This is a genomic window from Chitinophagales bacterium (assembly GCA_013816805.1).
GTDB lineage: Bacteria > Bacteroidota > Bacteroidia > Chitinophagales > UBA10324 > MGR-bin340.
In genome coordinates this window covers 1-15,055 of the sequence record JACDDS010000019.1, presented here as the reverse complement: position 1 = coordinate 15,055, position 15,055 = coordinate 1, and the positions used below count along the sequence as shown (strand labels likewise).

11 protein-coding genes are annotated in these 15,055 nt (G+C 41.0%); 9 read left to right on the top strand and 2 right to left on the bottom strand.

Features of this window, described 5'->3' with window-relative positions:
- The first annotated feature begins 22 nt into the window (after positions 1-22).
- The 8 genes from H0W62_13990 to H0W62_13955 all read left to right on the top strand — a co-directional run bounded on the left by H0W62_13990 (position 23) and on the right by H0W62_13955 (position 9,648).
- Positions 23-1,249, top strand: coding sequence for an FtsX-like permease family protein (locus H0W62_13990; protein MBA3649633.1), 1,227 nt, complete (start codon positions 23-25; stop codon positions 1,247-1,249).
- A gap of 49 nt (positions 1,250-1,298) precedes the next feature.
- Complete coding sequence (gene hpt / locus H0W62_13985; GenBank protein ID MBA3649632.1) at positions 1,299-1,832, top strand: hypoxanthine phosphoribosyltransferase; 534 nt, start codon at positions 1,299-1,301, stop codon at positions 1,830-1,832.
- Between the two features lie 109 nt (positions 1,833-1,941).
- Complete coding sequence (locus tag H0W62_13980) at positions 1,942-2,535, top strand: adenylate kinase (GenBank protein ID MBA3649631.1); 594 nt, start codon at positions 1,942-1,944, stop codon at positions 2,533-2,535.
- A gap of 182 nt (positions 2,536-2,717) precedes the next feature.
- Positions 2,718-3,707, top strand: a complete 990-nt coding sequence (gene obgE, locus H0W62_13975) for a GTPase ObgE (protein MBA3649630.1) — start codon at positions 2,718-2,720, stop codon at positions 3,705-3,707.
- 84 nt (positions 3,708-3,791) lie between these two features.
- A complete protein-coding gene (locus H0W62_13970) occupies positions 3,792-4,460 on the top strand; it encodes a nitroreductase family protein (GenBank protein MBA3649629.1) in 669 nt (222 codons plus the stop codon).
- Between the two features lie 36 nt (positions 4,461-4,496).
- Positions 4,497-5,408, top strand: coding sequence for a rhodanese-related sulfurtransferase (locus H0W62_13965; GenBank protein ID MBA3649628.1), 912 nt, complete (start codon positions 4,497-4,499; stop codon positions 5,406-5,408).
- Positions 5,409-5,507: 99 nt separating this feature from the next.
- On the top strand, positions 5,508-8,294 hold the full coding sequence (locus tag H0W62_13960; GenBank protein MBA3649627.1) for a 2-oxoglutarate dehydrogenase E1 component: 2,787 nt from the start codon (positions 5,508-5,510) through the stop codon (positions 8,292-8,294).
- Position 8,295: 1 nt separating this feature from the next.
- Positions 8,296-9,648, top strand: coding sequence for a UDP-N-acetylmuramoyl-tripeptide--D-alanyl-D-alanine ligase (locus H0W62_13955; GenBank protein MBA3649626.1), 1,353 nt, complete (start codon positions 8,296-8,298; stop codon positions 9,646-9,648).
- Between the two features lie 34 nt (positions 9,649-9,682).
- Here H0W62_13955 and prfA read toward each other — a convergent pair whose 3' ends face one another.
- On the bottom strand, positions 9,683-10,759 hold the full coding sequence (gene prfA / locus H0W62_13950; protein MBA3649625.1) for a peptide chain release factor 1: 1,077 nt from the start codon (positions 10,757-10,759) through the stop codon (positions 9,683-9,685).
- Between the two features lie 242 nt (positions 10,760-11,001).
- Between prfA and H0W62_13945 the strand changes: the two genes are divergently transcribed.
- On the top strand, positions 11,002-14,115 hold the full coding sequence (locus tag H0W62_13945) for an ATP-dependent helicase (protein MBA3649624.1): 3,114 nt from the start codon (positions 11,002-11,004) through the stop codon (positions 14,113-14,115).
- Between the two features lie 225 nt (positions 14,116-14,340).
- On the opposite strand, the gene H0W62_13940 is transcribed toward H0W62_13945, so the two are convergent.
- The gene (locus H0W62_13940; GenBank protein MBA3649623.1) at positions 14,341-14,859 is read right to left on the bottom strand and encodes a transposase; all 519 of its coding nucleotides are present in this window, start codon (positions 14,857-14,859) and stop codon (positions 14,341-14,343) included.
- Between the last annotated feature and the right edge of the window lie 196 nt (positions 14,860-15,055).

Below are 15,055 nucleotides of genomic sequence, written 5' to 3'. Positions count from 1 at the left end.
TATCTGACTCTCAATTAACTAAATGAATCTTGCGCTCACGTTTGCACGCCGGTATTTTATTTCAAAAAAATCCTCAAATGCTATCAATATAATTTCCTGGGTTTCTGTATTGGGAATGGTAGTTGGCTCCATGGGGTTAATTATTGTACTATCTGTTTTTAATGGTTTTGAAGGATTGGTAATATCGCTCTATAACACTTTTACTCCGGACTTTACCATCACAGCCAGGGAAGGAAAAACATTTTCAGCGGACTCATCAGTACTTGCTTCCCTTAAAACAATAAATGGTGTACGTGCAATATCCCAGGTGGTTGAAGAAAATGCTTTGCTCAATTACGGAGATAAACAGTATATAGCTACCGTAAAGGGAGTTGAGCTAAACTATGGAGCACTTACCGGCATTGATTCTGCAATGTATGAAGGTTCATTTTTTTTAAAGGATAAGGAAAGCAATTTTGCGGTTATTGGTTTGGGAATTCAGCAGGCGCTGGGTATTAATTATAATGATCCCTTCGGATACCTGGGAGTATACATTCCAAAAAAAGGTAAAAAAACGGTAATTAACCCGGAAGATGCATTTAATCAGGGTTTAATTAAACCTTCCGGCAGCTTTGCCATCCAGGCAGAATTTGACAATAAGTATGTGTTTGTACCTATAGAATTTGCACGACAGCTAACAGGCAATAAACATAAGATAACTTCCCTGGAAGTGGCACTGGATAAAGGTGCCGATAATGCATCTGTACAAAAGCAGGTGGCTGCACTTTTCGGGACTCGTTTTGAAGTGAAAAATCACTTGCAGCAAAATGAAATACTCTACAAAGTGATGAAAACAGAGAAGTGGGCTGTTTATGCTATTCTTACCTTTATTCTTATAGTAGCTGCTTTTAATATTATAGGTTCTCTTTCTATGCTGGTAATTGAGAAGAAGAAAGATATCGGGATTTTAAAAACGATGGGTGCCAATGAAAGGCTCATTCGCCGGATATTTTTGTACGAAGGATTTCTTCTGTCATTTATAGGATGCTGTACCGGTTTTTTCCTGGCTCTAATCATTATCCTGATCCAGCAAAAATTCCATGTATTGAAAATCCATGGCGGTTCATTTGTGATTGATTCCTATCCTGTCCGCATGAAAATCGGAGATTTTATTCTGGTGTTCTTTACAGTTATCACTATAGGTTTATTAGCCGCATGGTTCCCGTCCTGGAAGGCAGCGAGGAATAACTACCGGATGGCACAAGAATAGAGGATAACAGATCCTTAACGTCTTATATCTAAAAAGTTATTTTTACCGTATGGAAGTAATTACGCTCCAGGATTTAAATTTCCGGTCATTCATTCCGGCCCATGTTATCCGGGACCGCATCAGTGAAATGGCTACCAGAATGAATGTTGAATTGGAGCACGAATTCCCCTTATTCATTGGCGTACTGAATGGAGCTTTTATGTTTGCAGCCAATCTTCTTAAGGATTTAACTATAACCTGCGAAGTAACCTTTGTTAAGCTTTCATCTTATGATGGTACACGCTCCACACATGATATAAAAACACTTATTGGCCTTGACAAAGATATCAGTGGCAGAACAATCGTTATCCTGGAAGACATTGTAGATTCAGGCACCACTTTACGTGAATTTATTCCCACCCTAAAAATATTAAACCCTCGCCGCGTACTTATTGCCACGCTGCTGCTTAAACCCGAAGCGCTTGAACATTATGTAGAGATGCAGTACATTGGATTTGAAGTACCAAATCAATTTTTAGTGGGGTTTGGATTGGATTATAATGGATTGGGAAGAAATCTAAAGGATATTTATGTCAGATGTTAATTTAAGCAGATAATGATATTAAGATTTTGAAAAAATAAATGTTCGCTTATTGTTTAAGTTAGAAAAGGAATCTGGATTACTTCATTATTTTCTATAAGAAATTTCTATCATGCTCAACCTAATTCTTTTTGGTCCACCGGGCAGCGGCAAAGGAACGCAGGCAACCATGCTTAAAGAAAGATACGATCTGCTGCATATTTCTACAGGTGATATTTTCCGCAATGAATTAAAAAATCATACTGCCCTTGGCCTGGAAGTTCAACAGTATATGGAAGCCGGACAATTAGTTCCGGACGACCTTACCATCCGTATTCTGGCAGATTTTACTGAGAAAAATTCAACCTCCAAAGGAATTATTTTTGACGGATTCCCACGCACCATTGCCCAGGCTGATGCACTGGATGCCTTTCTTTCTTCAAAAAATACCCCGGTTTCTCTTGTGCTCGCCCTACAGGTGAATGATAACGAACTAATAAAAAGAATCCTGTTAAGGGGTTCTTTTTCAGGAAGAAGCGATGACCAGGATCAGTCAGTGGTTACAAAGCGGCTCGCAGTATATAATAATCAAACAGCACCGCTTATTGATTACTATAAAAAACAGAATAAGCTCAGGGCCCTGAACGGGGAAGGATCAATAGAAGAAATATTTTCATCGTTATGCAATCAAATTGATCCAATATCTAACAGGTCTGTGTATCAGTGATATTTTATTCCCGTACTAATATTCATCCGGTAAAAAATTGAGGACTTTGTATTAAAAGTCTAACCCTAATGCTATTTCTATTTTTTTTCATTTGACTAATGACTTTTTTTTTGTATCCTGATATTTGCAATAAATTAATTGATCTGATTTAACACCACGGTTGTAAAGCCGCCATATAATTGATGGAAACGAGTTTTGTTGATTATGTAAAAATTTTTTGCAGGAGTGGAAATGGTGGTAAGGGAATTGTCCATTTCCGCCATGATAAGCTGACTGCGAAAGGTGGCCCGGATGGCGGCGATGGCGGACGCGGGGCGCACATTATTTTACGTGGGAATAAGCAATTGTGGACATTGCTTCATTTAAAGTATCGTAAACACGTACATGCAAAAGATGGAAGGCATGGGGGCGATGCCAATAAAACAGGTTCTAATGGAGAAGATATTATCCTGGAGGTTCCGCTCGGTACCGTGGCTAAAGATGCAGACCGCGATGAAGTATTATTTGAAATTAATAGCGATAAGGAGGAACAAATTTTAGTAAAAGGCGGAAGAGGTGGCCTTGGCAACTGGCATTTCAGGAGTGCCACCAACCAGGTACCCATGCATGCCCAGGATGGTGAACATGGAAAGGAAGGATGGAAAATTTTGGAGCTAAAGCTTCTTGCTGATGTAGGACTGGTTGGTTTCCCGAACGCTGGAAAGTCAACCCTGCTTTCAATCATGAGTGCCGCAAAACCGGAAATTGCAAATTATCCGTTTACTACATTAGTTCCGCAGCTCGGCATAGTAGGATACAGGGAAAATAAGTCCTTTGTAATGGCTGATTTGCCTGGGATTATTGAAGGTGCACATGAAGGTAAAGGAATTGGCCATCGCTTCCTCCGCCATATCGAGCGGAATTCCCTTTTGTTATTTATGATACCCTCTGATAGTGATAATATAAAAAAGGAATATAAAATTCTTCTTAACGAGCTTAAGCTTTATAACCCTGAACTTCTTATTAAACCAAGGCTGCTGGCAATCACGAAAAGTGATTTAATAGATGACGAACTGGAGAAAATGCTGAAAGCGGAAGTTCCCAAAACAATTCCCCATATTTTTATTTCTTCCCACAATAAAAAAAATATTGATAAGCTGAAAGACAAAATCTGGAAATTGCTAAATGCATAGGTCAGAGTGTGCATTCAACTGCAACTGTTTTAAATCTATGCAACTTTTAACATAGTTCAAATTGTAAATATTCCTATCATTAAGATGTCCCATAGTCAATATCCTTTCATCCCGTATCATCGTGAAATAGTTGATGAAGCAAAGATGCTTGAGAACAGCAGTATGTTTTATAAATTCATGAATGAGCGAAGAACCGTTCGGGATTTTTCAGATCGCAGTGTATCCCTGGAAGTAATGGAAAATATTATACTCACTGCTTCCACTGCCCCATCAGGTGCTCACAAACAACCATGGACATTTTGCTTAGTCAGTAATACTGATATTAAGAAACAGATCAGAGATGGGGCAGAACTGGAAGAGTATAACTCTTATCATAGTAAAATGAGTAAAGAATGGCTGGAAGATATAGCTCCTCTTCAAACTGATTGGCACAAGCCATTCCTGGAAAAGGCTCCATGGCTAATTGTAATATTTAAAAGGGTTTACGAAATTATAAATGAGAAGACGCGTCAAAATTATTATGTACAGGAGTCAGTTGGTATCGCAACCGGATTTTTACTCGCTGCAATACACAATGCAGGGCTGGCAGCCCTTACGCACACTCCCAGTCCTATGAATTTCCTTTCAGATGTCTTGCATCGCCCGGTAAATGAACGGCCTTTTCTTTTAATACCTGTCGGTTATCCTGCAAATGATTGTAAAGTTCCTGAACTGAAAAGGAAAGAAAAAGAACATGTAATTGCGTATTATTAATTTTGCCACGATCCTGTTTGCAGCAGGCCGATTCGTATGAAAAATTTCAGAACCCTTCTCTTCTATAAATATGTTTTAATAGAGAATGCAGAGCTTTTTGCAAGTGCCCACCTTAATTTCTGTAATTCGATTAAAATCAAAGGCAGGATTATTATTGCTGATGAGGGCCTAAACGGTACCGTATCCGGTTCTATAGAACAGTGCGATCGGTACATGCAACATCTCCTCAGTGATTTGAGGTTCCGGGATATGGAGTTTAAGATCGATGAAGAAGACACTATTTCTATGACGAAGCTGTTCGTCAGGTATAAAAAGGAAATTGTACACTTTGGAAGAGAAGATGTAAACGTGTGGAAAAATCACGGCATCTACCTGGAACCGGCAACATTCCTGGAACAAATGGATCAGGAAGATACCGTTATCCTGGATGTGCGAAATAAAATAGAATGGGAAGTGGGTAAATTCAAGAAGGCGGTTACGTTGCCTATTGATCACTTTCGGGATTTTCCCAAATATCTTCCACAATTAGAAAAGTATAAAGACAAAAAAATTCTTGCCTATTGTACCGGCGGCATTCGTTGTGAAAAGGCAACCGCGTTCTTATTTGAAAACGGATTCAAAGAAGTCTATCACCTCCGTGGTGGAATTATTGAGTATGGAAAGCAGGTGGACGGAAAAGATTTTGATGGCAAGTGCTATGTCTTTGATTCAAGGATCACAGTAGATGTAAATCAGGTAAATCCAACCGTAATTTCCCATTGCTACCGGTGCAATACTGTGATTACCCGGATGGTCAACTGTGCGAACCCCGAGTGTAATAATCATTTTTTCATGTGTGAAGAATGTGGAGGGAAATACCGGGGATGCTGCACTGATCAATGCATGGAGCACCCTCGAAAACGCCCGTATAACGGAACAGGATATTATTTAAAAGGGACAATTCCCTGATCTCATTTGTCCCTGTAAAGCAATAGCTTTGCATGCAATTCAAATTATAACTGCAATTAAAAGATAGTCCCTTATTTTTTCCGGACGTTAATTTTTGTTATGGGTAACTTTTCATACATCTCTAATGCTGAACCAGCTTACATTGAATCACTCTATGAAGGATATAAAAAAGATCCATCAAGCGTAGATAGTGAATGGAAAAAATTTTTTGAAGGATTCGATTTTGCAGTTGCTAATAGTGGTTCAGGCGTCGGAAATGAGAATGGAAATGGCACGGTGCATCTTGAGGACACACCCGGTTCTTATAACCATTTTCCTGCCGAACAAAATGATACCGTTGCCAAGGAATTTCAGGTAGCACGGCTTATTACGTCCTACCGGCAAAAGGCTCATTTGATAAGCCATACAAATCCCATTCGCCCACGCAAAGACAGGCATGCCAACCTTGATCCCAAATTTTTCGGGTTACAGCCGGACGATCTATCCAAAGAATTCTATGCAGGAGAGTTACTGCGGCTTGGTAAAGTTTCTCTTAAAAAAATTATTGATCACCTGCAAAAAATCTATACGCGCTCTATCGGTGTGGAGTATATGTACATCATAGAGCCTGAAGAATTAAAATGGTTTCAGGAAAGATTTGAAAATGGATACAGCAATCTCAATTTTTCAATTGATAAGAAGAAGAGAATACTGGAAAAGTTAAATGATGCAGTTGTTTTTGAGAAGTTTTTGGGAACAAAATATATTGGGCAAAAACGTTTTTCACTGGAAGGAGGTGAAACCACTATTGCCGCTTTAGACGCCATTATTAATAATGCATCTGCCGCCGGTGTTGCTGAAATTACGATTGGCATGGCCCACCGTGGCAGGCTGAATGTGCTTGCAAATATCATGGGCAAAACCTATGAAAATATCTTTAGTGAATTTGAAGGCACCATGAAGCCCGATACTACTATGGGCGATGGAGATGTTAAATACCATCTTGGCTATTCCTCTGAGCTTCAAACGGGTTCTGGAAAAAGAATCTATCTGAAACTCTCCCCAAACCCTTCTCACCTGGAGGCGGTGAATCCCGTGGTAGGCGGCTTTACCAGGGCTAAAGCTGATACTCTGTATGGCGGGGAATATGACCTGATTTTACCGGTGATCATCCATGGCGACGCAGCCGTGGCCGGGCAAGGTGTAGTGTACGAATGCTTGCAAATGAGCCTGCTGGATGGTTATTCAACGGGAGGCTCCATTCATTTCGTCATCAATAACCAAATAGGATTTACTACGGATTTTGATGATGCACGGTCTTCGAATTATTGCACAAGCTACGCGGCAACGGTGCTTGCCCCGGTACTTCACGTAAACGGTGATGACCCCGAGGCAGTTGTTTTTGCTTCAGAATTAGCAGTGGAGTATCGTCAAAGGTTTAATAAAGACATTTTCGTTGATATGGTCTGTTATCGGCGTTATGGACATAATGAAGGAGACGACCCCAAGTTCACCCAGCCGCGTATGTATGAGGCTATTTCCAAACATCCTAATCCGCGGGAAGTATATTCTCAAATCCTTATAGACCGGGGTGATATCGAGGCAGAAATGGCAAAAGAAATTGATAAGAGTTTTTGGAAACAGCTTCAGGACCGGCTGGATCTTGTGAAACAGCATCCTCTTCCTTACACCTATCAACAACCTGAACTGGCATGGCGCGCATTGCGTAAATCAAAACCGGAAGATTTTGATCACTCACCGGATACATTTGTTACAGAAGAAACTGTTAAGCTTCTTGCAGGAAAACTTTCTTTTATACCTCCTGAATTTGATCCCCTCCCAAAGATCCGGCAAATACTGCAGCGGGGGAAAGATTTCTTTGAAAAGGAAAACAAAATAGACTGGGCCTGGGGAGAACTGATGGCTTATGGAAGCCTTCTGCTTGAAAAACATGATGTACGGCTCAGTGGTCAGGATACCATCAGAGGTACCTTCAGCCACAGGCACGCAGTGCTTTACGATGAATCCAGTAATAAAGGGTTTAACAGGCTTGGAAACCTTTCGGAAGACCAGGGACATTTCAGAATTTATAACTCACTGCTCTCAGAATTTGGCGTACTGGGCTTTGAGTATGGTTATTCACTTGCAAATCCTGAAGTGCTAACACTGTGGGAGGCTCAGTTCGGTGACTTCAGTAACGGAGCACAAACCATAATTGACCAGTTTATTATTCCGGGTGAAAGCAAATGGCAGCGTATGAGCGGAATCGTATTGCTGCTGCCGCATGGATATGAAGGACAGGGTGCGGAGCATTCCAATGCAAGGCTGGAACGGTTCCTGCAAATGAGCGCAGAATATAATATCTCAGTAGTCAACATAACGTCACCTGCAAACTTCTTCCATGCATTAAGAAGGCAGCTATACCGGCCTTTCAGGAAACCACTGGTGGTTATGAGCCCTAAAAGCCTGTTGCGGCATCCCCGCTGTGTGAGCGATTGGCATGAATTGACCACAGGCGGCTTTAAAGAGGTAATCGATGATAACAGTACGGATGCTTCAAAAGTGAAACGCGTTCTTTTCTGCAGTGGAAAAATTTATTTTGATTTACTGGAAAAGAAAGAAAAAGATAGCCGGAACGATGTTGCCATAGTGCGTGTAGAGCAATTATATCCCATCCCGCAAATGCAGCTGGATTTACTGGTAGAAAAATATAAGCTGGCCACCTTCATCTGGGTGCAGGAAGAACCCTATAATATGGGAGCTTATGGCTTTTTGAGGTTAAACTGGAAACCCAAAGACAAAGAACTCTATGGTATTACGAGAAAAGCCAGCGCCTCGCCTGCAGTTGGTTATTCTAAGCTTCATGCAAAAGAACAGGAAGAAATAGTAGCAAAAGCAATGGAATAGAATGATGCAGGCGGAATCACTTTACCAGTTATTTACCCAGTCATCTGGGATTTGCACTGATACCCGAAACCTGGAAAAGGGAAATATATTCTTCTCACTGAAGGGGCAGAATTTTAACGGGAATCAGTTTGCATTGCAAGCTCTTGAAGCAGGAGCAAGCCATGCTGTAATGGACGAAAACCTGTTTCCCGATCAGGAAAATGTAATCCTGGTAGAAGACGTATTAAAAACCCTTCAGCGATTGGCCAATCAGCACCGGAAACAGATCAATGGCAAAGTAATAGCCATATGCGGAAGTAACGGCAAAACCACCACTAAAGAATTATGCAGGGCGGTATTGGAGACATCCTTTAAAACTGTTGCTACAAAAGGAAATTTAAATAATCAGATCGGAGTACCGCTCACCCTGCTCTCCATACCAAAAGAAACTGAAATGGCTGTAATAGAAATGGGCGCCAGCCATCTGTCTGAAACAGCTGCACTCTGTGAAATTGCCGAGCCGGACCATGGTATCATTACAAACAATGGTAAAGACCATCTGGAAGGATATGAGAACGAGGAGGGAGTTAGAAACGGCAACGGAGAACTGTTTAATTACCTGAAAAAGAAAAAAGGAGTAGCCTTTGTAAGCACAGCTCAAAAAGACCTGCTGGAAATGTCTGCTGATTTAAAACGCATGACCTATGGATCCAGTGATGATTCTGATATAGTAGGAAAGATAACCGGGTCTTTCCCCTTCCTTAAAGTTGAGATAATGAACCGGGAGAAAGACAAGGTAAGCTGGGGACTTGCAACCGGCGACTGGAAGCTGAAAACCGCAGGAGAAGATGGGGAAATAATAATCCAAACCCAGCTTGCCGGCAGCTATAATTTTGAAAATGTGATGGCGGCTGCCTGTATTGGGAAATTTTTTGGCGTGCCCATGAAAAAAATAGAAGAGGCTATATCTTCCTATTGCCCCTCTATGAATCGCTCCCAGGTTTTAAATCAGGATGGCAATACCTTTATTCTGGATGCATATAATGCCAATCCTTCGAGCATGCAGGCTGCTGTCGAAAGCTTTGCCTTAATTCCAAAAGACCATAAAATAGTTATTGCCGGCGATATGCTTGAGCTGGGAGATCACAGCGCTGCGGAGCATCGCGAAATATTGCAGCTGATTAATGAAAATAATTTTGAAAAGAGAATTTTTATTGGTCCGGAATTCGGCAAAGTATTTACATCAAACAATCACTCCCTGCACTTCAATACTGTTTTTGAATTGAAGGACTGGTTTAAGGAACAGAAATTTTCCGATTACTATTTTCTTCTTAAAGGTTCCCGGTTGATTGAACTCGAAAAATTATTAGTATAACTGATTTGTGAGTTCCCTTTTATCCAAGCTAAAATTATACTACCAGGTTTCCTTCTTTCAGCTTTTCTGCATTTTCAGCAAATTGCAATGCATCAATCATCTCCTGGATATTGCCATTCATAAAATCATTGAGCGTGTATACAGTCATTCCAATACGGTGATCGGTAACCCGCGCCTGCGGATAGTTGTAAGTGCGAATCTTTGCGGACCGGTCTCCCGTGCTCACCATGGTCTTCCGCTTGCTGGCAATAGCCGCTTCGTGTTTGCGAACGGCTTCTTCATACAAGCGTGTCCGCAACATGGTCATTGCTTTTTCGCGGTTACCTAGCTGGGAGCGTTCTGTTTGACACATTACCACCACGCCCGATGCAATGTGAGTAAGAATGACCTTGGTTTCTACCTTATTTACATTTTGACCTCCAGCCCCGCCGCTTCGGGCAGTCTCCATCTTAACGTCAGAATCTTTAACTTCTACATCCACTTCATCTGCTTCCGGTAAAACGGCTATGGAAGCGGCTGAGGTATGAACACGTCCCTGCGCTTCTGTTTCAGGAACACGCTGAACACGATGCACCCCCGATTCAAATTTTAGAGTGCCATAAACATTGTCACCGGTAACTTCCAGGATCACTTCTTTATAGCCTCCTTTAGTGCCCTCGCTTTCCGAGATCACTTGTACCTTCCATTTTTTCATCTCACAATACCTGACGTACATCCGGTATAAATCACCGGCAAATAAGCTGGCCTCATCACCTCCCGTACCTGCCCGGATCTCAAGCACCCCATTGCGCTCATCCTGGGGATCTTTCGGAATAAGCAACTGCCGGATATGGTCTTCCATTTCAGACTTTTCTTCTTCCAGCATATCGAGTTCTGTCTTCGCAAGGTTCCGGAAATCTTCATCTTTTTCCGACGTGAGAATCAGCCGGTTATTTTCAATATTGCTTAATAACAGCTTATACTGTTCCGAGGCATCCACTATTTTTTCAAGCTCCCTATAGTCACGGTTGAGCTGTGCATATTTTTGCTTATTGTTGATCACTACCGGATCGTTTAATTCCTCCTGTATATTGAGCCACCTGTCTTTTATGGCTTGTAATTTTTCAATCATTGCTGGTAAAATTTTCGGTCTGTTTTTGATTAAAACCAGTGCAAAGGTAAATAAGGATTTCATGCCAGCCGGAGAGAAATCACATCAAATGTTCTGTTAAAAAAACCCTTTGGCATTAGTATGGTTTTCAGATTATAAATAGCGCCGGGTATCAGCTTCCGGAGCAACTTTTACACACAAATGCATGTTAATAAAAGTATTCAAAAATGGGGGGCCGAATAGTTATTTTCGCTTAACCTGCTATGGACACTTCTTCAGTAATAAATTACAACGACCTGTTTGTTCAGGAGCTGCAGCGTCTCAATGAAGCCCAGCTAAAGGCCGTTGAAACCATTGAAGGCCCCGTACTGGTGATTGCCGGGCCGGGGACCGGGAAGACGCAGATTATAGCTGCAAGAATTGGTTACATCCTTTCTTCAAGGGATGTGCAGGTGCAACCTCAGAATATTCTTTGTCTTACCTACACAGATGCCGGTACCATTGCCATGCGCGAAAGGTTGCTGCAGTTTATCGGCCCAACTGCCTACCGCGTAAATATCTACACCTTCCATGCCTTTTGCAATGAGGTAATTCAGCAGAACCTGGACTATTTTGGAAAGCGCATACTGGAACCTATTTCTGAACTGGAGCAGATTGATTTGCTTCGCGAACTGATCGACCAGCTCGATAACCGCCATCCATTAAAACGGTTGAAAGGTGATGTATACTTTGATGTGGGCCGGTTGAAGAACCTCTTTGATTTAATGAAGCGCGAAAACTGGACTCCCGGTTTCATAGAAAACTGCATTGACAGCTACCTCGAGGAGCTGCCATACAAGGAAGAATTTATTTATAAGAAGAATATCACCATGAAGGGTTTCAGACCAGGCGACCTGAAGGAGAATGCCATCTATGCTGAAACAAAAAGAATGGAATCCCTGCGCGCTGCAGCCGGTCTTTTCCCTGTTTACCAGGAAATGATGCTTCAAAGAAACCGGTACGATTACAGTGACATGATCCTGTGGGTTATTAAGGCCCTTCGGGAAGATGAAAACCTGTTGCGGAATTACCAGGAACGGTACCAGTATTTTTTAGTTGATGAATTCCAGGATACCAATGGTGCCCAGAATGAGATCCTTTCCCTGCTTACCAGCTTCTGGGATAAACCCAATGTTTTTTGTGTGGGAGACGATGACCAGAGCATCTATGAATTCCAGGGTGCCCGTCTTAAAAACATCCTTGAGTTTTATGAAAAAAATAAATCAGATATAACCACCATCGTATTAACTGAGAATTACCGGAGCACACAACCTATCCTGGATGCAGCCAAAGCGGTGATTGATAACAACCGGGAGCGCCTCATCAATCAGCTAAGCAGCTTATATCTTGATAAGACACTGGTTTCCGCATCTGAAAGAAATGAATACCCTGAAAATCCTGTAATCGCTGCTTTTCCTAACATCGCGCAGGAAGAAGCATTTATTATTTCTGAGATAGAAAAGCTACGGGCTAAAGATATTCCGCTCAACCAGGTAGCAGTAATTTACCGTAAGCATGAACAGGCCGTCAATATTATAGCAATCCTGGAAAAGAAAAATATTCCTTACCAGGTAAGGAAAAAAATCAATCTCCTCGACCTTCCCATCATTCAGCAATTCTTAAATGTGCTCCGGTATCTTGAAATGGAAGCCCGCAGGCCAAACAGTGGAGAACACCTCCTGTTTGAAATATTGCACTACCGCTTTATAGGTGTTTCTCACAATGATCTGTTGAAGATTGCCACGCTTGTTTCTCGTCACGATAACAAAAGGACCTGGCGGCACGTGCTGACAGATGATAAAATACTTTCTTCCATACGTCTTTCAGACAAAGAAATACTAATCCGCTTCGGCAGAAAGTTAAATGAGTGGATCAGTGATGTCTTCAACCTTACCCTGCAGATGCTTGCTGAAAAGGTGCTGAATGAAAGCGGCTTATTGAAGTACCTGCTGGAAAGCAATGAAAAAATATGGATACTCGAAGTAATGACCACGCTCTTTAACTTTATTAAAGCGGAAAGTTCCAAGCAGCCCCGCCTTAAGATCTCGGAGCTGGTAGAAATGTTCGAGCAAATGGAAAAACACAGCGTATGTATTCCTGTAATTAAAAGTTCCTATTATGAGAACGGTGTATATTTTACCACAGCTCATTCCGCAAAAGGGCTGGAGTTTAAATACGTATTTCTTATCGGGTGCACATCGGAAAAATGGGAAAAATCGCGGGGCGGACAAGGAAACTTCTCACTGCCTGAAACGCTGACTTCTTCAAAAGAAGAAAACAAGGTAGAATCTGCGCGCCGCCTGTTTTATGTGGCGCTCACGCGTGCCAGAGAATGCCTTACCGTATCTTATTCCAAAAGAAACCGTGAGGGTAAGGAAGCAGAGGCTTCCCAATTTATTGCAGAGCTCTTAGAAAATAATGATCTCAGTGTTGAACAGAAAATAATTGGTGATGACCTGCTCGCCGAGCAATTTGCGATAGCGCTCGCTTTAAAGAATCAGTCGGCACTCCAGTTATTTGATAGCGACTATATCAATTCTGTTTTACAAAATTTTGTCCTCAGTGCCTCGGCGCTTAATAAATATCTAAAGTGCCCTGTTGCATTTTACTATGAAAATATTTTGAAAGTTCCTGCTGCTAAAAGTGATGGTGCAGCCTTTGGAACCGCCGTGCACTATGCCTTACATCGTTTGTTTACGAACATGAAGAAATCGCAGCAGCAGCTATTCCCTGCCCAGGAAGAAATGATTAAAGACTTTGTTTTTGAGATGCATCGCAACAAAGATTCTTTTACCGATAAGCAGTTTGAAAGGCGGCTCGCCCTTGGTCACCAAATGCTTCCTGACTATTATGAAAAGTACCATCCCACCTGGAATAAGATAACCGTTACGGAATATTTCATCCGTAATACAGAAGTTGCAGGTGTTCCTATAAACGGCAAGCTCGATAAAATTGAGTTTAACGGCAATGATGTACACGTAATTGATTATAAAACCGGTAATGCCCATTATGGGCACGACGAAGTACAGCCACCCAATGAAAAAAATCAAAATGGTGGAAATCACTGGCGCCAAATATTATTTTACAAGCTGCTGCTCGATAACCACCGTTTACAGAAATGGAACATGGTAAGCGGTGAAATTAATTTTATAGAAAAGGATCAAAAGAAAAATGATTTTATCGTCTATAAGATTGCTGTTATAAAAGAGCACATGGATATTGTTCTGGCTCAGATACGTGATACCTATTCAAAAATTATGAGCCATCAATTCACTATTGGATGCGGAAAGGAAGATTGCACCTGGTGCAAATTTGTAAAAGAGCATCTGAGTAAATGAAGAAAATACTTGCCTCAGTGCACATCTGCTTCGCCTTATTAATTTGACAGCAAGTTGCGATATTCAATTATAAAGGTTGGATTGAGCTATTACAGGGATCTTTCGATTAAATGGCCATTCAGAAAGAAATGAACTATTAATAGTTATTTCATTTTGCCATTGTTGGTCTTGGCCAAGGTATAAGTAATGGCAGACCAACAAACTTTGAGCTGGATTAAAATCGCTTTATGCTTCCTTGATATGTGTAATGAAATCCCATTCACTTTTATTCAAAATATAAAATGATGCAGATGAAAAGCGATAATTTTCCGGATACGTTGTCAATCGCCAACGATTGTTGCAAGGGTTATTGTGGATGTACTCTAACTTCTGCCACATAATACTTTCAGTAAACAATTCTACTGCTAATGGATTTCTTTCCCATACCTGATACATTCTGTCTGCTGCGTCAACCTTCAAATCATATAACAGTGAGTTTCTGTTTCTTTTTAAGTCTTCAATAATTACCTGTGCTGTATATTTCATAAATCGCTGTTTAATTTTAGAAGGATCTGAAAACTCAGGAAAACTCCATATGATATGCATGTGATTTGGCATTATGACAAATGCATATACAATGACTTCATTTTTGAAAATTAAATACCTTAAACTGTTTACTACAATCATTTTATAATGATCATTCCAGAGTACCATCTTCCACTCCAGATTTGTTGCAGTAAAGAAATAAAGTTTACCACCTTGCATTATAGTATTAAGATAAATGTTTTATGGAAGCCATCCACATAGTTGTTGGTCAGCCTTTACTATACCTTTGCCAAGACCAACCTTTAGATTTGCAAAGTGATATTTTCAATCACTTTGCAATTATTATTTTTCTTTTTGCTACTTTTTCTTTTGTTAATTAAATACAAAATTGTTGATAATTCTGTAACCTGATTGC